This is a genomic window from Pseudomonas sp. MWU16-30323 (assembly GCF_020515595.1).
Lineage (GTDB): Bacteria > Pseudomonadota > Gammaproteobacteria > Pseudomonadales > Pseudomonadaceae > Aquipseudomonas > Aquipseudomonas yamanorum.
In genome coordinates this window covers 1-19,104 of sequence record NZ_JAIWYM010000024.1, presented here as the reverse complement: position 1 = coordinate 19,104, position 19,104 = coordinate 1, and the positions used below count along the sequence as shown (strand labels likewise).

The following is a 19,104-nucleotide window of genomic DNA, read 5'->3' as shown; positions in this document are numbered from 1 at the left end:
AACGATGATTAATGCAGTAATCGCCGCGGTCGGCACGATGCTGGTGCTCAGCCTGTCCCGCGTGCATGTGGTGATCGCGATCATTGTCGGCGCCCTGGTGGGTGGCCTGACCGGCGGCCTGGGTATCGATGCAACGCTCAAGGCGTTCAACAGCGGGCTGGGTGGCGGTGCGACGGTGGCGTTGTCCTACGCGCTGCTGGGCGCGTTCGCCGTGGCGATTGCCAAATCCGGCCTGGCCCATGCGCTGGCGGACAAAGCCCTGCTGCTGGTGGATCGCCAGGAAGCCACGGGCGGCAGTCACGTCAAATGGTTGCTGATCGGCCTGCTCTGGGTAGTGGCCATCGCCTCCCAGAACATCCTGCCGATCCATATCGCGTTTATCCCGTTGCTGGTACCGCCGCTTTTATATGTGCTGACCAAGCTGCAGCTGGACCGTCGGCTGATCGCCTGCGTCATGACCTTCGGCCTGATCACGCCCTACATGTTCCTGCCGGTGGGCTTCGGCAATATCTTCCTGAATCAGATCCTGCTGGCCAACGTGGCCAAGAGCGGCGTCGACATCAGCCACGTCAACGTCACCCACGCCATGGGCCTCCCGGCGCTGGGCATGGTGGTCGGCCTGCTGGTGGCGGTGTTTATCAGCTACCGCAAGAAGCGCGTGTACGACCTGGAGAAAATCGAGCGGGTCGAGCAGGTGGCGGTGCAATACAACCCGCTGACCCTGCTGGTGGCCGGCCTGGCGATTGCGGCGGCGTTCATTATCCAGCTGTGGCTGGACTCGATGATCATTGGCGCCCTGGCCGGGTTCCTGATCTTTTCGGTGTCGGGCATCGTGCGCTGGCGCGACACCGATGACCTGTTCACCGAAGGCATGAAGATGATGGCGATGATCGGCTTCATCATGATCGCCTCGTCCGGCTTTGCCGAAGTGCTCAAGGCCACCGGTGAAGTGCAGACACTCGTGCAAGCCTCCGCGGCGTTTATCGGCCATAGCCGTGGTGTGGGCGCGTTGCTGATGCTGCTGGTGGGGTTGCTGGTGACCATGGGTATCGGCTCGTCGTTTTCCACGGTGCCGATCCTGGCGGCGATCTTTGTGCCGTTGTGCGTGCAGTTGGGCTTCAGCCCGTTGGCGATCGTGTGCATCGTCGGCACGGCCGGGGCATTGGGCGATGCCGGCTCTCCCGCGTCGGACTCCACCCTGGGCCCGACTTCGGGTTTGAACATCGACGGCCAGCATCACCATATCTGGGACACCGTGGTGCCGACCTTCCTGCACTACAACATTCCGCTGCTGGCGTTTGGCTGGTTTGCCGCGATGACGCTCTGACGGGATTGTCCTACAGATTTATTGTAACTAGCCGTTAACCTCTTAAGTCGTCCCTTAAGAGAGAAGAGCCATGCGTCTGAGTCTAAAGGCCAAAGTACTGTCCCTTGCTGTCCTGCCCGTGTTGTTGTTTGCCGTGATCATCAGCCTGACCACGGTGTGGATCCTTCAGGAGCAGGCCCGCAACGAGGTCGAAGAAACCCGTCAGAACCTGCTCAACGACGCCAAGACCACCTTGCGCGGTTACGTCGAGGTGGCCATGACCACCATCAAGCCGCTGTACGACGCTGCCGCCCAGGGCGACACGGCGGCGCGGGCACAGGTGGTCAAGCTGCTGTCCAACACCAGCTACGGCAAGGACGGTTATTTCTTCGGCTACGACTCCGAGACCATTCGCCTGTTCAAGGGCAACAGCCCGGACGGCGTCGGCAAAAGCTTCAAGGACAATCGCGACCCGAATGGCGTCTACGTCAACCGCGACCTGGTGAAAGTCGGCAAGGATGGCACCCACTACCTGCAATACAGCTCGACGCAGCCCGGCCAGACCGAACTGGTGCCCAAGCTCGGCTACACCGAATACCTGCCCAAGTGGGACATGGTGATTGGTACGTCGGTGAACCTGGACGGTATCGACGCCCAGGTCGCCGAGGTTCAGGCCAAGGTGGAGAAACGCATGGAAGGCGTGGTGCTGAGCATCATCGGGATTGCCGTGGTGGTGCTGCTGGTGATCGCCGCCGTGGGCATGCTGGTGGCCAATACCATCCTGCGGCCGTTGCACCTGATGAAGATCAACCTCGACGACATCGCGGCCGGTGAGGGTGACCTGACCCGCCGCCTGGCCATCACCAGCCAGGACGAGCTGGGGGAACTGGCCGGTTCGTTCAACCGCTTTGTCGACAAGATCCACGGCCTGGTGCGCCAGATCACTGAAATGACCTCCCAGCTTACCGGCCTGGTGAGCCAGGTCGCCGAGCAAGCCAATCGCTCGGAAAAAGCCATGGAACGCCAGCGTCACGAGACGGACCAGGTGGCGACTGCGATCAACGAAATGTCTTCCGCTGCCCATGAAGTAGCGCGCAGTGCCCAAGGCGCGGCGGTTGCAGCGCAGCAGACTGACGCCGAAGGCCAGGCCGCGAAAAAAGTCGTGGATGGCAGCATCGCGCAGATTCACGCGCTGGTGAACGACATCCGCACCAGCGGCGTGTCCCTGGACAGCTTGCAGCAGGACGTTTCCTCGATTGTCAGCGTGCTGGGGGTAATCCGCTCGATTGCCGAGCAGACCAACTTGCTCGCCCTCAACGCCGCGATTGAAGCCGCGCGGGCAGGGGAGGCCGGCCGTGGTTTCGCCGTGGTCGCCGACGAAGTGCGGGCGCTGGCCAGCCGCACCCAGCAAAGCACCCAGGAAATCCAGGGCATGATCGACCGCCTGCAAAAAGGCACCGAAGCCGCCGTGGAATCCATGCGTCGCTCCAGTGATGCCGGTGACGGCACTTCAGCCCAGGCCAACGAAGCCGGTGCGTCCCTGGACACCATGGCGCAGTTGATCGGCACCATCAACTCGATGAACGCGCAGATCGCCAGCGCGGCTGAGGAGCAAACCGCCGTGGCCGAAGAGATCAACCGCAGCGTGCATCAGATCGCAGTAGCGGTGGACAGCGTGGCCGATGAAACCCAGCAGGGCGCCCAGACCTCCCGCAGCCTGGCGGACCTTGGGCAGCGGTTGGGGCAGTTGGTGGGGCAGTTCAGGATTTGATTGCAGGCTTTCGCCCATCGGCAACGTCCTGTTGCCGATGGGCTTGGCGGGGTTGATCGATCAGGTCAACAGCGCCAAACGTTCCACCGTCTCCGGAAACTTCGCCACCAGCCGAATCAAGGTTGCCGCCTGAGCATTGGGTTTTGCTCGGCCTTGCTCCCAGTTTTCCAGGGTCCGGGTATTGGTGCGCAGGTACATCGCAAATACCGAGCGCGACAGATTGAGTTGTTGGCGCACAGCAATCACTTCGTCGGCAGTGAGCGGTGCCAGTTTGTTCAACTGCACCTTGTGGCTACGCAACGTTACCTTGCCTTCTCGTTCATCTGCCAGCGCGTCGAGGCCTTCGACCAGTTCGGAAAAGATGTCACGTTTCATGGGTATGCCTACGTAGATTGCGTATAGGACGGCAACTCTACGGTGGCGCTTGAGAGGGCGATATCAGTAGAGATTGTGTGTGGGGTCAGACAACTCCGCCGTTTCTGTAGGAGCGAGCTTGCTCGCGAAAAACTGAAAAGCGCTGCGTTGTTTCAGATACCCCGCGTCATCGTTAACGACCATCGCGAGCAAGCTTGCACCTACAGTGGAAAGCAAAACGGCGCCCGAAGGCGCCGTTTTGTTTACTGCATCTAACTAAGCGATCAACCCGCCATCACCGCATGCTGCACCAGGGTGAGCAACGGTTGTGGGTACACACCCAGGAAGAACGCCAGCAGGGCGATTGCCAGCAGCATCACGCCGCCCGCTTTCTGTTCCCAGTGCAACTCGGCGTCCACACGGCGCAGGTTTGGCTCGATCAGGTACAAGGTCACCATCACACGCAGGTAGTAGAAAACGCCGATGGCGCTGCCCAGTACCAGGGAAGCAACCAGCCACCATTCGTGCGCTTCAACACCGGTGGCCACGATATAGAACTTGCCGATGAAGCCAGCGGTCAGCGGGATACCGGCCAGGGACAGCATCATCACGGTCAGCACGGCAGTCAGGTACGGGCGGCGCCAGAACAGGCCGCGGTATTCGTACAGGGCGTCGGCGTCACGGCCTTTGTAAGGCGAGGACATCAGGGTGATCACACCGAAGGCACCGAGGCTGGTGATCACGTAGGTGACCAGGTACACGCCGATGGCTTCCATCGCCAGGCCCTTGCTCGCCACCAGGGCGATCAGCAGGTAACCGAAGTGCGCGATGGACGAATAACCCAGCAGACGCTTGAGGTTGTTCTGGGTCAGCGCCAGCAGGTTGCCGAACAGGATCGAGGCGATGGCGATGATGGTCAGCACGTTGCTGAGTACACCGGTGTTGGCCGCAGGGGAGATCTGGAACAGACGCACCATCACCGCAAACACCGCGACTTTCGACGCGGTGGCCAGGAACGCGGCTACCGGCGCCGGGGCGCCTTCGTACACGTCCGGGGTCCACAGGTGGAATGGCACCAGCGACAGTTTGAACGCCAGGCCGATGAGCATCATGGCCAGGCCCAACTGGGCGATGGGCGCAGGGCTGCCGGAAGCTGCCAGGGCGTGACCGATACCGCTGAAGCTCAGGCTGCCGGCTTCTGCGTAGAGCAGGGCCATACCGAACAACAGGAACGCGGAGCCTGCGGCCGACAGCACCATGTACTTGATACCGGCTTCCAGGGAACGCTTGTTGAAGAAGGCATACGCCACCAGGCCGTAGACCGGGATCGACAGCAGTTCCAGGCCGATGAACAAGCCGGCCAGGTGCTGTGCGCTGACCAGCACGATACCGCCGGTTGCAGCCAGCAGGATCAGCAGGTACAGCTCTTCGCGGTTGCCCGGGTAACCCGTGCCGCCTTCGCCGAGGTAGGCGTGGGCGAGGGTGACGCAGGCCAGGGTGGCCACGAGGATCAACGCGATATACAGCAGCGCGAAGTCATCGACCATCAACAGCGGCGTGACCGCCAGCGGTGCGACCTTGAGTGCCGGGATAATCGACAGCAAGGCCAGGTTCAAACCTGCCACGGAAATCAGGAAGGTCTGTGAGTGGTTGCGGCGCCATGCGATCGCCAGCATCACCACCACAACGGTGAGGCTGGAGATCAGCAGCGGCGCAAGCGCGATAAAGTGTTGGATCGTGAATTCCATAGCGCTCTTACCGGGCCGAAGCGAGTTGAGTGAAGGCGGTGCTGAACCATTGCTGCACGCCATGCATCGTTGCGGCAGAGGTATCCAGGAACGGTTGCGGGTACACGCCGATGAACACCAGCAGTACCGCAAGGCCGAGCACCATGATCAGTTCGCGACCGTCCATGCCGTGCAGCACGGTGTCGGACTTGGCCGGACCGAAGTACGCGCGGTGGATCATGATCAGCGAGTAGACCGAACCGAACACCAGGCCGGAGGTAGCGATTGCGCTGATCCACGGTGTATGCACGAAGGCACCCATCAGGATCAGGAACTCGCCGATGAAGTTACCGGTACCCGGCAAGCCCAGGGACGCGGCGGCGAAGAACAGGCTGATGGCCGGCAGGTAGGCGATACGTGACCATACGCCACCCATTTCACGCATGTCCCGGGTGTGCAGGCGCTCGTACAACTGGCCGCTGAGGATAAACAGTGCCGCTGCCGACACACCGTGCGCCAGCATCTGGATCACCGCGCCTTGCAGTGCCAGTTGGCTGCCAGAATAGATGCCGATCAGTACGAAACCCATGTGGGAAACGGACGAGAAGGCAATCAGACGCTTGATGTCGGTTTGGGCGAAGGCCAGGAACGCACCGTAGAAGATCCCGATCAGACCGAGGGTCATGGCGATCGGCGCAAACTCGGCCGAGGCATTCGGGAACAGCGGCAGGGCGAAACGCAGCAGGCCGTAGGCCGCCGTCTTCAGCAGGATACCGGCCAGGTCCACAGAACCTGCGGTCGGTGCCTGGGCGTGAGCGTCAGGCAACCAGGAGTGGAACGGCACCACCGGCAGCTTCACCGCGAACGCGATGAAGAAGCCCAGCATCAGGATGTACTCGGTGGTCAGGGACATCTTGGTTTTCAACAGGTCGGCGTAGTTGAACGTGATCACGCCCGTGCTGTTGAAGTTGACCAGTACCAGACCCAGGATCGCCACCAACATGATCAGGCCGGAGGCCTGGGTGAAGATGAAGAACTTGGTCGCCGCGTAGATCCGGGTTTTCTTGCCGTCCGAAGAACTGTGACCCCAGAGCGCGATGAGGAAGTACATCGGCACCAGCATCATTTCCCAGAAGAAGAAGAACATGAACAGGTCGAGGGCGAGGAACACGCCGACAACACCGCCCAGGATCCACATCAGGTTCAGGTGGAAGAAGCCCACGTGACGCTGGATCTCTTTCCAGGAGCAGAGTACCGAGAGGATACCCAGCAGGCCGGTCAGCAGGATCATCAACAGCGACAGGCCGTCGAGGGCCAGGTGCACGTTGATGCCGAAGCGCTGGATCCACACGTGCTTGAATTCAAGCGCGAAGGTTGGATCGACACCCGGTGCCGGAGCAAATGAATAGTCACCGTGGGCCCACAGCCAGAGGCCGAGCGCAAGTTCCAGGGACATGGTCAGCAACGCAATCCAGCGGGGGAGGGTGGCGCCGAAGCGTTCACCCATCCAGCAGAGCAGGCCGCCGATAAAAGGGATCAGGATTAGCCAGGGCAGAATCATGACGGGCTCGTTTCCTTTCGCAAGTTCGCAAAGTTCGCAATGTGCATAGTCAGACCGCGACCACGATGATGGCACCGATTACCAGGACGGCACCGGCCGCCATGGAAGCTGCATACCAGCGCAATTGGCCTGTCTCGCTGCGGCTCAGGGCGGTGTGACCGGCCTTGGCGGCGCGCGGGATCAAACCGATGGTCTGGTCGAGCGGGTCTTTGCGCAGAACGTGGCTGATCGCAAGGTACGGCTTGACGAACAGTTTGTCGTAGATCCAGTCGAAGCCCCAGGCAGCGAACCACCAGGCCGAAAGGAAGCGGCCAATGCCGCTGTTGGCGATGGCGGTGACGAAGCGGCGCTTGCCGAGGAACAGCAAGGCGGCCAACAGGATGCCGGCGATGGCAATGGCACCCGAGGCGATTTCCAGGCTGTGCTTGGCTGCACCACCGGCATGACCGGCACTTTCCGGCAGAACACCGGCCAGAGGCGGGGTGATCATGGCGCCGACGAAGGTCGACAGGATGATCAGCACCGACAGTGGCAGCCAGTGGGAAATGCCATGGCCTGCGTGGGCTTCAGTCTTGGCTTCACCGTGGAAGGTGATGAAGATCAGGCGGAAGGTGTACAGCGAGGTCATGAACGCACCCACCAGGCCGGCGTATAGCAGGCCGTGGTTACCGCTGGCAAAGGCTTCCCAGAGGATTTCGTCTTTGGAGTAGAAACCTGCGGTCACCAGTGGCAGGGCCGACAAGGCCGCACCGCCGACGATGAAGCTGGCGTAGGCCAACGGCAGTTTCTTCCACAGGCCGCCCATCTTGAAGATGTTCTGCTCGTGGTGGCAGGCAACGATCACCGCACCGGAAGCAAGGAACAGCAGGGCCTTGAAGAAGGCGTGGGTCATCAGGTGGAAGATCGCGCCGTCCCAGGCACCGACGCCCAGGGCCAGGAACATATAGCCGATCTGGCTCATGGTCGAGTAGGCGAGGATGCGCTTGATGTCGGTCTGGACCAGGGCAGCAAAACCTGCCAGTACCAGGGTCACGCCACCTACCAGGCCCACCAGATGCAGAATCTCTGGCGCCAGGGTGAACAGGCCGTGGGTACGGGCAATCAGGTAGACACCGGCGGTCACCATGGTGGCGGCGTGGATCAGTGCCGAAACCGGGGTAGGACCGGCCATCGCATCCGCCAACCAGGTTTGCAGCGGCAGTTGCGCGGATTTACCCACAGCGCCGCCCAGCAGCATCAGGGTCGCCAGGGTGATCCAGAAGTCGCCGACCTGGAATTTCTGCGGTGCCAGCACCAGCAGTTCCTGGATGTTCAGCGTGCCCACCTGTTGGAACAGGATGAACAGGCCGATGGCCATGAACACGTCGCCGATCCGGGTCACGATAAAGGCTTTGAGTGCGGCGTTACCGTTGTTGCGGTTGCTGTAGTAGAAACCGATCAACAGGTACGAGCACAGGCCCACGCCTTCCCAGCCGAAGTACAGGAACAACAGGTTATCGCCCAGCACCAGGAACAGCATGCTCGCGATAAACAGGTTGGTGTAGGCGAAGAAGCGCGAGTAACCGGCTTCACCGCGCATGTACCAGGACGCGAACAGGTGGATCAGGAAGCCCACACCCACCACCACGCCGAGCATGGTGATCGACAGGCCGTCGACGTAGAGGGCGAAGTTGGGCTTGAAGCCCTCCACGGACATCCACTGCCACAGCACCAGGGTGTAGTGACCGCCTTCAGGCGGCGCAACGTTGAATTGCCAGATGACGTAGGCGGCAACAATCGCCGACAGGCCAATGGAGCCCACGCCCACCAGGGCCGAGAGGTTTTCCGACCAGCGTCCACGGGAGAACGACAGCAGCAGGAAACCGATCAGGGGAAATACGAAAGTCAGAAAGATCATGTTCATCCGCGCATCTCACTGGCAGCGTCGATATCAAGCGTGTGGAAGCGACGATACAGTTGCAGCAGGATCGCCAGGCCAATACTGGCCTCGGCGGCTGCCAGGCTGATCACCAGGATGAACATCACTTGTCCATCCGGCTGGCCCCAACGGCTACCGGCCACGATGAACGCGAGTGCCGCGGCGTTCATCATGATTTCCAGGCTCATCAACACGAACAGAATGTTGCGGCGGACCATCAGGCCGACCAGGCCAAGGCAGAACAGGATGCCGGCGACCGCCAGACCATGCTCCAAAGGGATAGCAGGCATCGTCATTGCTCCTTGGCTTCGTTGCGGCCCAAGTGGAAGGCGGTGATGGCTGCAGCGAGCAGCAGCATCGAAGCCAGTTCGACCACCAGCAGGTACGGGCCGAACAGGCTGATGCCCACGGCTTTCGCGTCTACGGTGGTGTGGCCGATGGCCTGGCCGCTCTGGTGAGCGAACAGCACATACAGCAGTTCAGCCAGCAGCAGGGCTGCCAGGATCACCGGGCCGAGCCAGATGCCGGGCTTGAGCCAGACGCGTTCCTGGGCGACCGAGGCCGGCCCCAGGTTGAGCATCATCACCACAAACACGAACAGCACCATGATGGCGCCGGCGTAGGCGATCACTTCCAGCACACCGGCGAACGGTGCGCCGAGGCTGAAGAAGGTCATGGCCACGGCGATCAGCGAAATGATCAGGTAGAGCAGGGCGTGCACGGGGTTAGTGTTGGTGATCACGCGAAGCGTGGACACCACTGCAATACCCGATGCGAAATAGAAAGCGAATTCCATCTTTCTTCCTTAAGGCAGCAAGCTCTTCACGTTGATCGGCTCGGCTTCGTTTTGTGCGGCGCCTTTCGGCTTACCGGCAACGGCCATACCTGCAACACGATAGAAGTTGTAATCAGGGTTTTTACCGGGACCAGAGATCAGCAGATCTTCTTTCTCGTACACCAGGTCCTGACGTTTGAACTCGGCCATCTCGAAATCCGGTGTCAGCTGGATCGCGGTGGTCGGGCAAGCTTCCTCGCAGAGGCCGCAGAAAATGCAGCGCGAGAAGTTGATGCGGAAGAAGTCCGGGTACCAGCGACCGTCTTCGGTTTCAGCTTTCTGCAGCGAGATGCAACCCACGGGGCATGCCACGGCACACAGGTTACAGGCCACGCAGCGCTCTTCGCCGTCGGGGTCGCGGGTCAGGACAATGCGGCCGCGATAACGCGGCGGCAGGTACACCGCCTCTTCCGGGTATTGCAGGGTGTCGCGTTTGCGAAAGCCGTGACCGAACACCATCACCAGGCTTCGCAACTGGGTACCGGTACCCTTAACGATGTCGCCAATATATTTGAACATGGGTCAAATCCTCACTGAACCGCGCCCGCTGGCGTGTTCAACAACACAACGGCAGCAGTCACCAGCAAATTGATCAGGGTCAGCGGCAGGCAGAATCGCCAGCTGAAATCCATCACCTGGTCATACCGTGGACGCGGGATGGAAGCGCGCAGCAGGATGAACAACATGATGAAGAACGCGGTCTTCAGGAAGAACCAGAAGAACGCCAGCTGCGGCAGGATGCCGAACGGGCCGTGCCAGCCGCCGAAGAACAGCGTGACCAGCAGGGCCGAGATCAAGATGATGCCGATGTACTCACCTACGAAGAACATGCCCCATTTCATGCCGGCGTATTCAATGTGGTAACCGTCGGCCAGTTCCTGTTCCGCTTCCGGCTGGTCGAACGGGTGACGGTGAGTCACGGCGACGCCAGCGATGAAGAAGGTACAGAAGCCAAAGAACTGCGGAATGATGAACCACAGGTTCTGCGCCTGGTACTCGACGATGTCGCGCATGTTGAACGAGCCCACCTGCACCACGATGCCCATCAGCGCGAGGCCCATGAACACTTCGTAGGACACGGTCTGGGCCGAGGCCCGCAAGCTGCCCAGGAGGGCGAACTTGTTGTTGCTCGACCAACCGGCGAACAGCACCGCGTAGACCGACAGGCCGGCCATGGCGAAGAAGAACAGCAAGCCGATGTTCAGGTCCGCCACGCCCCAGGTCGGGGTGATCGGGATGATTGCGAAGGCAATCAGCAAGGCGCTCATGGCCACGACCGGTGCCAGGGTGAAGATCACCTTGTCGGCAAACGGCGGGGTCCAGTCTTCCTTGAAGAACATTTTCAGCATGTCGGCGGCGATCTGGAACATACCAAACGGGCCAACGCGGTTCGGACCGTAACGGTCCTGCCACCAGCCCAGCAGGCGACGTTCGACGAAGCTGAGCAAGGCGCCCGCCACGACCACGGCCAACAGGATCACGATGGCCTTGACCACCGCGATGATCACGTCGATCACTTCAGGGGTGAACCAGGTCATTGAGCTGCCTCCTGCAGACCGTCAACGGTGAGGCCGAAGATCGCCGGAGGAATCCCCGCGAGGCCTTTTGGCAATGCAACCAGGCCAGCCCCCAACTCTTCGTTGATGCGCAGCGGCAGACGCAGGGTCTTGCCGGCGACGTTCACGCTGAGCAGGGCACCGTCGTTGACGCCCAGGCGGTCGGCTTCGGACTTGGCTACGGACACGTAGGCGGCCGGAATGCGCTCTTGTACCGGCGCGGCTTTGGAAGAGGTTTCTTCGCTGCCGAACAGGTGGAAGAACGGCACAACCTGCCAGGTACCCTGGGCCGGGTTGAACGGACGCGGAACATTGGCGAACCAGTTCAGCGAGTCACCGGTGCTTTCGATCAGGCGGGTGCCCGGGTCGCCAGCGCGGATGTGACCACCGACTTCGTCCTGGAACTTGTTCCAGGCTTGCGGCGAGTTCCAGCCCGGCGACCAGGCAAATGGCACCTGCTGACGTGGCTCGACCGAACCCGAGTAACCTTCCATGGAGAAGGCGAACGCGGTGTCGTTGTCTTGTGGCGTACGAGGCTCATGCACGCTGATGTCAGCACGCATGGCGGTACGGCCGGAGTAACGCAGCGGTTCACGGGCCAGTTTCATGCCCTTGATGCGGAACGAGGCAGACGGTGCCGCGTCGACGATGCGTGCCAGTTGCGGTGCGGCTGCGGCTGTGGCGGCAGTCACGTGGTCGAGTTGGGTCCAGTCGATCGGCTGGTTCAGCAGGGTAGCGCGCAGGGCATGCAGCCAGCGCCAGCCTTCGTGAACCAGGATGCTGGCGTCCATGTACTTCGGATCGAACACCTGGAAGAAGCGCTGGGCGCGGCCTTCCTGGCTGACCAGGGTACCGTCGCCTTCAGCAAAGCTGGCGGCGGGCAGTACCAGGTGGGCGCGGTCGCTGGTGGCGGTTTTCTGGTGGTCGGCAACGATCACCACTTTGGCCGCGTTCAGCGCTGCGTCGACCTTGGCCGAATCAGTGCGGGTGTACAGGTCGTTTTCCAGCACCACGATCGCATCGGCGCTGCCATCGGTCACGGCTTGCAGGGCGGCGTCCAGGGACTCGCCACCGAGCATGGCCAGGCCAAGGCTGTTGGCCTCTGGCACGATCAGGCTGATGGAACCGTTCTTGTCGCGCAGCTTCAAGGCTTTGGCAATGTTGGCAGCGGCTTCGATCAGCGCCTTGGAACCCAGCGAGGTACCGGCAATGATCAATGGACGCTTGGCGGCCAGCAGGGCGTCAGCAATACGCTGGGCCAGTTCAACGGCTTCAGCGTCCAGGCCTTCAACGGCAGGCGCGCTGGCGTCGAGGGCGTGGGCCACGGCGAAACCGATGCGGGCCAGGTCGTCAGGCGCGGCGTGTACGCATTCTTCAGCGATGTCGTCGAGCTTGGTTTCAGCCAGGCTGGCGATAAACAGCGGGTTCAGCGCGTGCTGGCCGATGTTTTTCACCGCGGCGTCGAGCCAAGGTTGGACGCGCATGGCGTCGGCCATGTCTTCGGCCTTGCCTTTTACCGACTGGCGCAGGGACAGGGCCACGCGTGCAGCGGTTTGGGTCAGGTCTTCACCGAGGACGAAGATCGCGTCGTGGTCTTCGATGTCGCGCATGTTCGGAACCGGCAGCGGGCTGTCGTTCAGCACTTGCAGCACCAGGCGGATACGCTCCAGCTCACCGGCTTCGATACCGGAGTAGAAGTGCTCGGCACCTACCAGCTCACGCAACGCGTAGTTGCTTTCGAGGCTGGCGCGGGGCGAACCGATACCGACAATGTTGCGACCGCGCAGCAGGTCAGCGGCTTTATCCAGTGCTTCGTCGAGGCTCAGTTTGGCCCCGTCGGCCAACAGTGGCTGACGTGGGCGGTCTTCGCGGTTGACGTAGCCATAGCCGAAACGGCCACGGTCGCACAGGAAGTACTGGTTGACCGAACCGTTGAAGCGGTTTTCGATCCGACGCAGTTCGCCGTAGCGCTCGCCCGGGGAGATGTTGCAACCGCTGGAGCAGCCATGGCAGATGCTCGGCGAGAACTGCATGTCCCACTTACGGTTGTAGCGCTCGGAGTGAGTCTTGTCGGTGAACACACCTGTCGGGCAGACCTCGGTGAGGTTGCCGGAGAACTCGCTTTCGAGGGTGCCGTCTTCAACGCGACCGAAGTACACGTTGTCGTGGGCACCGAACACACCGAGGTCGGTACCGCCGGCGTAGTCCTTATAGAAGCGCACGCAGCGATAGCAAGCGATGCAGCGGTTCATCTCGTGGGAAATGAACGGGCCCAGTTGCTGGTTCTGGTGGGTACGCTTGGTGAAGCGATACCGGCGCTCGTTGTGGCCGGTCATCACGGTCATGTCTTGCAGGTGGCAGTGGCCACCTTCCTCACACACAGGGCAGTCGTGCGGGTGGTTGGTCATCAGCCATTCGACGACGCTGGCGCGAAACACTTTCGCTTCTTCGTCTTCGATGGAAATCCAGCTGCCGTCGGTGGCAGGGGTCATGCAGGACATCACGATACGACCACGGGTGTCGTTCTCGTCGGTGTACTGCTTGACCGCGCACTGGCGGCAAGCGCCAACGCTGCCAAGGGCGGGGTGCCAGCAGAAATATGGAATGTCGAGGCCTAGCGACAGACACGCCTGTAACAGGTTGTCTGCCCCATCGACTTCGAGCTCTTTGCCGTCTACGTGGATAGTGGCCATGGTTCAAAGTTCTTCGTTGGCCCGGTGTCAGCGGGCGTGGCTAATGGAATCTTGTTATTCATATGCATCAACACAGCCTTGAAGGCGTCAGCACATGAGAAGGCGAAGGGCACGGACCCTTCGCCTTTTTAAGCGTTACGCGCCGACAACAATCGGCCTTGCCAGAGGCGGGACGGCGGCGCTGGTAGGCGCGATGCCGGCTTCGAACTCCGAGCGGAAGTATTTGATCGCGCTGCCCAATGGCTCCACGGCGCCCGGTGCGTGAGCACAGAAGGTCTTGCCTGGGCCGAGGAAACCGACCAGACCCAGCAGGGTCTCGATGTCACCCTCGCGGCCTTCGCCGTTTTCCAGGGCCATCAGCAGCTTGACGCTCCATGGCAAACCGTCGCGGCACGGGGTGCAGAAACCACAGGACTCGCGGGAGAAGAACTGCTCCATGTTGCGCAGCAACGACACCATGTTCACGGTGTTGTCCACGGCCATGGCCAGGCCGGTACCCATACGGGTGCCCACCTTGCCGATGCCGCCGGCGTACATTTGTGCGTCGAGGTGCTCAGGCAACAGGAAGCCGGTACCGGCGCCGCCTGGCTGCCAGGCCTTGAGGGTGTAGCCGTCGCGCATGCCGCCGGCGTAGTCCTCGAACAGCTCCCGTGCGGTCACGCCGAAAGGCAGTTCCCACAGGCCCGGGTTCTTGACCTTGCCGGAGAAGCCCATGAGCTTGGTGCCCATGTCTTCGCTGCCTGCGCGGGCCAACGATTTGTACCACTCCACGCCGTCGCCGATGATTGCCGGCACGTTGCACAGGGTTTCAACGTTGTTCACGCAGGTCGGCTTGCCCCACACGCCCACGGCGGCAGGGAAGGGCGGCTTGGAGCGCGGGTTGGCGCGGCGGCCTTCGAGGGAGTTGATCAGTGCGGTTTCTTCACCGCAGATGTAACGCCCGGCGCCGGTGTGCACGAACAGTTCGAAGTCGAAACCCGAACCGAGGATGTTTTTACCCAGCAGGCCGGCTGCCTTGGCTTCTTCCACGGCACGGGTGAGGTGCTTGGCGGCGGTGGTGTACTCGCCACGCAGGAAGATGTAGCCACGGTAGGTTTTCAGTGCTCGAGCACTGATCAGCATGCCTTCGATCAGCAGATGGGGCAGTTGCTCCATCAGCATGCGGTCTTTCCAGGTGTTCGGCTCCATTTCATCCGCGTTGCACAGCAGGTAGCGGATGTTGATGGATTCGTCTTTCGGCATCAGGCCCCACTTGACCCCGGTGGGGAAGCCTGCACCGCCGCGGCCCTTAAGGCCTGCGTCTTTCACGGTCTGGACGATGTCGTCCTGGGCCATGTCGGCAAAGGCTTTGCGCGCGGCCGCGTAACCGTTCTTGGCCTGGTACTCGTCGAGCCAAACGGCTTCGCCGTCGTCACGCAGGCGCCAGGTCAGCGGGTGAGTCTCAGCCGTGCGCTTGATGCGGTTGGCAGGACCGAAGGAAGTCAGGGTCATGGGTAGCCCTCGAGCAATTGGGTGACGCCAGCAGGCTGCACGTCACCGAATGTGTCGTCGTCGATCATCAACGCCGGCGCCTTGTCACAGTTGCCCAGGCAGCACACCGGCAGCAGCGTGAAGCGGCCATCCGGAGTGGTTTGGCCCAGGCCGATGCCCAGCTTGCTCTGGATCTCGCTGACCACGGACTCGTGGCCACCGATGTAGCAGACCATGCTGTCGCACACGCGAATGATGTGGCGGCCAACCGGCTGGCGGAAGATCTGGCTGTAGAACGTCGCCACGCCTTCAACGTCGCTGGCGGGGATGCCGAGGATCTCGCCGATGGCGTAGAGGGCGCCGTCGGGCACCCAGCCACGTTCCTTCTGGACGATCTTCAAGGCTTCGATCGACGCCGCGCGCGGGTCTTCGTAGTGATGCAGCTCGTGCTCGATGGCCGAGCGCTCGGTTTCACTCAAGGTGAAACGGTCTGTCTGGATAAGCGTGCTATTCATGCTTAGCGGTCCACGTCGGCCATAACGAAATCGATACTACCCAGGTACGCAATCAAGTCCGCGACCATTTCACCTTTGATCACCGAAGGGATCTGCTGCAGGTGCGGGAAGCTTGGCGTACGAATCCGGGTGCGGTAGCTCATGGTGCCGCCATCGCTCGTCAGGTAATAACTGTTGATACCCTTGGTCGCTTCGATCATCTGGAAGGACTCGTTGGCCGGCATCACCGGGCCCCACGAAACTTGCAGGAAGTGCGTGATCAGGGTTTCGATGTGTTGCAGCGTGCGCTCTTTCGGCGGCGGCGTGGTCAGCGGGTGATCCGCCTTGTACGGGCCTTCCGGCATGTTGCGCATGCACTGTTCGATGATCTTCAGGCTCTGGCGCATTTCTTCGACGCGCACGATGCAGCGGTCGTAGGCATCGCCGTTGGCCGCCAGCGGGACTTCGAATTCGAAGTTCTGGTAGCCGGAGTACGGGCGCGCCTTGCGCAGGTCGAAATCGCAACCGGTGGAACGCAGGCCAGCACCGGTGACGCCCCATTCCAGGGCCTCTTTGGTGTTGTACTGGGCGACGCCGATGGTCCGGCCCTTGAGGATGCTGTTGTCCAGGGCGGCTTTCTGGTACTCGTCCAGGCGCTTGGGCATCCAGTCGATGAATTCCTTGACCAGGCGTTCCCAGCCACGTGGCAGGTCGTGTGCGACACCGCCGATGCGGTACCAGGCCGGGTGCAGGCGGAAGCCGGTGATGGCTTCGATGACCTTGTACGCACGCTGACGGTCGGTGAAGGTGAAGAACACCGGGGTCATGGCGCCGACGTCCTGGATATAGGTACCCAGGAACAGCAGGTGGCTGGTGATCCGGAAGAACTCGGCCATCATGATGCGGATGGTGTCGACCTTGTCCGGCACCTTGATGCCAGCCAGCTTCTCGACCGAGAGCACGTACGGCAGGTTGTTCATCACGCCGCCGAGGTAGTCGATACGGTCGGTGTACGGAATGAAGCTATGCCACGACTGACGCTCGGCCATCTTCTCGGCACCACGGTGGTGGTAGCCGATGTCTGGCACGCAGTCGACGATTTCTTCGCCGTCCAGTTGCAGGATGATGCGGAAGGCACCGTGAGCCGAAGGGTGGTTCGGGCCCAAGTTGAGGAACATGTAGTCCTCGTTGGTGCCGGAGCGCTTCATGCCCCAGTCTTCCGGACGGAAGCGTGCAGCCTCTTCTTCAAGCTGTTGCTTGGCGAGGGTCAGGCTGAATGGATCGAATTCGGTGGCGCGGGCAGGGAAGTCCTTGCGCAGCGGGTGACCTTCCCAGGTCGGCGGCATCATGATGCGCGACAGGTGCGGGTGGCCCGGGAAATCGATGCCGAACATGTCCCACACTTCACGCTCGTACCAGTTGGCGTTGGGCCAGATACCGGTCACGGTCGGAACGCTCAGGTCGCTCTCGGAGAGGGCCACCTTGATCATCACGTCGCTGTTACGTTCCAGGGACATCAGGTGATAGAACACGGTGAAATCGGCGCCGCTCGGCAGTCCCTGGCGCTTGGTACGCAGGCGCTCGTCCACGCCATGCAGGTCATAGAGCATGACGTACGGCTTGGGCAGGTTGCGCAGGAAGCTCAGGACTTCGACGAGCCTGGCACGCGCCACCCACAGCACCGGCATACCGGTGCGTGTGGCCTGGGCGGTGAAGGCGTCAGGGCCAAAACGGTTATTGAGTTCGACGACCACATCCTGGTCGTCTGCCTTATAAGGCGGGATGTACAGAGCACTGCCTGTAGTCATGGTTTTTTATCGCTTTCGGTCAACGTAAAGAATGAAGCCAGGTTTTCGTTCTATAAAAGAAGCGGTTCTGGATCAGACTTCGTCGGGGCTGCGCAGGTTGGTTACCTGAATACGCTGTTCGCGGCGCTGTTCCTTTTGTGACGGCATCTCGGCGCGATATACGCCTTGATCTCCGACAACCCAGGAAAGTGGGCGACGCTCCTTGCCAATCGATTCCTGCAACAGCATCAAGCCTTGCAGGAATGCTTCAGGGCGGGGCGGGCAGCCAGGCACGTAGACGTCCACGGGCAGGAACTTGTCCACCCCCTGAACCACGGAGTAGATGTCGTACATGCCACCGGAGTTGGCGCACGAACCCATGGAGATAACCCACTTTGGCTCGAGCATTTGCTCGTAGAGACGCTGAATGATCGGCGCCATCTTGATAAAGCAGGTACCGGCGATAACCATGAAATCCGCCTGGCGCGGCGATGCCCGGATAACTTCGGCGCCAAAGCGCGCGATGTCGTGGGGCGCCGTGAAGGCGGTGGTCATTTCCACGTAGCAGCAGGACAGACCGAAGTTGTACGGCCACAGGGAGTTCTTACGTCCCCAGTTGACCGCGCCACTCAGCACGTCTTCCAGCTTGCCCATGTAGATGTTTTTGTGGACTTGGTCTTCTAACGGATCGGAAACGGTTTCCCGTTCGCCGATGGGGTACTGCTCGTTAGGAGCATCCGGGTCGATCCTGGTGAGATTGTATTGCATCGCCAAAGCCTCATTGTTTCAGCTTCGCTTGCCGCTTACGACGAGCTTCCGGAGCCCAGTCAAGGGCGCCCACTCGGAATAGGTAGACAAGGCCTGCCAACAGAATTGCTATGAAAACGAGGGCTTCGACGAATCCGGTCCAGCCGCTTTCGCGGACGGACACAGACCAGGCAAAGAGAAAAAGGGCTTCGATATCGAAGATCACGAAGAGCATCGCGACCAGATAGAATTTGGCTGAGAGCCGCAAGCGGGCGCCACCTGTAGGCAGCATGCCGGACTCGAACGGTTCATTTTTGCTGCGGCCCCAGGCTTTTGACCCGAGGAGGCTGGAGACACCGAGCATGAAGGCGCAGAGGCCGACAACACCGAGGAGGAAAATGGCAAAGCCCCAGTTGTGGGCCATGAGTCCTGTCGCTTCGGTCATGCTGGAAATCCTTAACAGAGAGCAAAGGTCTCTGAGCTCGAAAAAGTAACGATGCAGTGACGATATGTCGCAGCGCAATCAATCGCGGTGATTTTATGGCTAAACACCGGGCAAGTAAAATTCCTATAGCGAAATTATTCGATGGAATAAGGACATAGTGCACCTTCTTGGGGCTGTAGCCCTTGTGGGGCGGGCATTAGCGGGCATTTCACCAATTATGTTTTGTTTAAGCTGTAAAGAAGTTTTCATGCTCTAAATGATAATGAATATTGTTTGCGTGGGTTTTAAACAGCTGTTCGGGGTTTAACGGGGGAAGTTGCTGTTACTTGTGTGGGTGGTGTTAGTTGGTAAGGCGGATCTTTTAACTGACTTTGGGGGCGCGGATACCGCTCTGGATCAATGTTTTGGTCGAAATTTGGTTGTGGGGGGGCGTAGGGGGC

General features: G+C 60.8%; 16 protein-coding genes. 2 read left to right on the top strand and 14 right to left on the bottom strand.

Annotation, left to right across the window (positions count from 1 at the left end):
• The first annotated feature begins 7 nt into the window (after nt 1–7).
• Both LIY45_RS22995 and LIY45_RS22990 read left to right on the top strand, forming a co-directional pair.
• The gene (locus LIY45_RS22995) at nt 8–1,327 is read left to right on the top strand and encodes a Na+/H+ antiporter NhaC family protein (RefSeq protein ID WP_167410187.1); all 1,320 of its coding nucleotides are present in this window, start codon (nt 8–10) and stop codon (nt 1,325–1,327) included.
• A gap of 70 nt (nt 1,328–1,397) precedes the next feature.
• Nucleotides 1,398–3,077 (top strand): methyl-accepting chemotaxis protein, encoded by a 1,680-nt coding sequence (locus LIY45_RS22990; protein ID WP_017476151.1) that lies wholly within the window; start codon nt 1,398–1,400, stop codon nt 3,075–3,077.
• A gap of 60 nt (nt 3,078–3,137) precedes the next feature.
• Here the strand turns inward: LIY45_RS22990 and LIY45_RS22985 are convergent, their stop codons facing one another.
• The 14 genes from LIY45_RS22985 to LIY45_RS22920 form a co-directional block, all read right to left on the bottom strand.
• Complete coding sequence (locus LIY45_RS22985) at nt 3,138–3,452, bottom strand: transcriptional regulator (RefSeq protein WP_226477703.1); 315 nt, start codon at nt 3,450–3,452, stop codon at nt 3,138–3,140.
• Between the two features lie 263 nt (nt 3,453–3,715).
• Nucleotides 3,716–5,179 (bottom strand): NADH-quinone oxidoreductase subunit NuoN, encoded by a 1,464-nt coding sequence (nuoN, locus tag LIY45_RS22980; protein WP_017476148.1) that lies wholly within the window; start codon nt 5,177–5,179, stop codon nt 3,716–3,718.
• A gap of 7 nt (nt 5,180–5,186) precedes the next feature.
• Nucleotides 5,187–6,719 (bottom strand): NADH-quinone oxidoreductase subunit M, encoded by a 1,533-nt coding sequence (nuoM, locus tag LIY45_RS22975; RefSeq protein ID WP_017476147.1) that lies wholly within the window; start codon nt 6,717–6,719, stop codon nt 5,187–5,189.
• A 49-nt stretch (nt 6,720–6,768) separates the two neighbouring features.
• Entirely contained in the window at nt 6,769–8,622 is a 1,854-nt protein-coding gene (nuoL, locus tag LIY45_RS22970) for an NADH-quinone oxidoreductase subunit L (RefSeq protein WP_003219559.1), read from the bottom strand.
• Nucleotides 8,619–8,927 (bottom strand): NADH-quinone oxidoreductase subunit NuoK, encoded by a 309-nt coding sequence (nuoK, locus tag LIY45_RS22965; RefSeq protein ID WP_003219560.1) that lies wholly within the window; start codon nt 8,925–8,927, stop codon nt 8,619–8,621. The genes nuoL and nuoK overlap by 4 nt, the downstream gene beginning before the upstream one ends.
• A 2-nt stretch (nt 8,928–8,929) precedes the next feature.
• The gene (nuoJ, locus tag LIY45_RS22960) at nt 8,930–9,433 is read right to left on the bottom strand and encodes an NADH-quinone oxidoreductase subunit J (protein ID WP_017476146.1); all 504 of its coding nucleotides are present in this window, start codon (nt 9,431–9,433) and stop codon (nt 8,930–8,932) included.
• A gap of 9 nt (nt 9,434–9,442) precedes the next feature.
• Complete coding sequence (gene nuoI, locus LIY45_RS22955) at nt 9,443–9,991, bottom strand: NADH-quinone oxidoreductase subunit NuoI (protein ID WP_003174725.1); 549 nt, start codon at nt 9,989–9,991, stop codon at nt 9,443–9,445.
• Nucleotides 9,992–10,002: 11 nt separating this feature from the next.
• Complete coding sequence (nuoH, locus tag LIY45_RS22950) at nt 10,003–11,010, bottom strand: NADH-quinone oxidoreductase subunit NuoH (protein WP_003219563.1); 1,008 nt, start codon at nt 11,008–11,010, stop codon at nt 10,003–10,005.
• Entirely contained in the window at nt 11,007–13,721 is a 2,715-nt protein-coding gene (gene nuoG / locus LIY45_RS22945) for an NADH-quinone oxidoreductase subunit NuoG (RefSeq protein WP_226477702.1), read from the bottom strand. Before nuoG ends, nuoH begins: the two co-directional genes overlap by 4 nt.
• A 135-nt stretch (nt 13,722–13,856) precedes the next feature.
• Nucleotides 13,857–15,212 (bottom strand): NADH-quinone oxidoreductase subunit NuoF, encoded by a 1,356-nt coding sequence (gene nuoF, locus LIY45_RS22940; protein ID WP_093198717.1) that lies wholly within the window; start codon nt 15,210–15,212, stop codon nt 13,857–13,859.
• The gene (gene nuoE / locus LIY45_RS22935; RefSeq protein WP_003219568.1) at nt 15,209–15,706 is read right to left on the bottom strand and encodes an NADH-quinone oxidoreductase subunit NuoE; all 498 of its coding nucleotides are present in this window, start codon (nt 15,704–15,706) and stop codon (nt 15,209–15,211) included. Before nuoE ends, nuoF begins: the two co-directional genes overlap by 4 nt.
• A 2-nt stretch (nt 15,707–15,708) precedes the next feature.
• Nucleotides 15,709–17,493, bottom strand: a complete 1,785-nt coding sequence (gene nuoC / locus LIY45_RS22930; RefSeq protein WP_003219570.1) for an NADH-quinone oxidoreductase subunit C/D — start codon at nt 17,491–17,493, stop codon at nt 15,709–15,711.
• Nucleotides 17,494–17,565: 72 nt separating this feature from the next.
• A complete protein-coding gene (locus LIY45_RS22925) occupies nt 17,566–18,240 on the bottom strand; it encodes an NADH-quinone oxidoreductase subunit B (RefSeq protein WP_003219572.1) in 675 nt (224 codons plus the stop codon).
• Between the two features lie 10 nt (nt 18,241–18,250).
• Entirely contained in the window at nt 18,251–18,664 is a 414-nt protein-coding gene (locus tag LIY45_RS22920) for an NADH-quinone oxidoreductase subunit A (RefSeq protein WP_003219575.1), read from the bottom strand.
• Between the last annotated feature and the right edge of the window lie 440 nt (nt 18,665–19,104).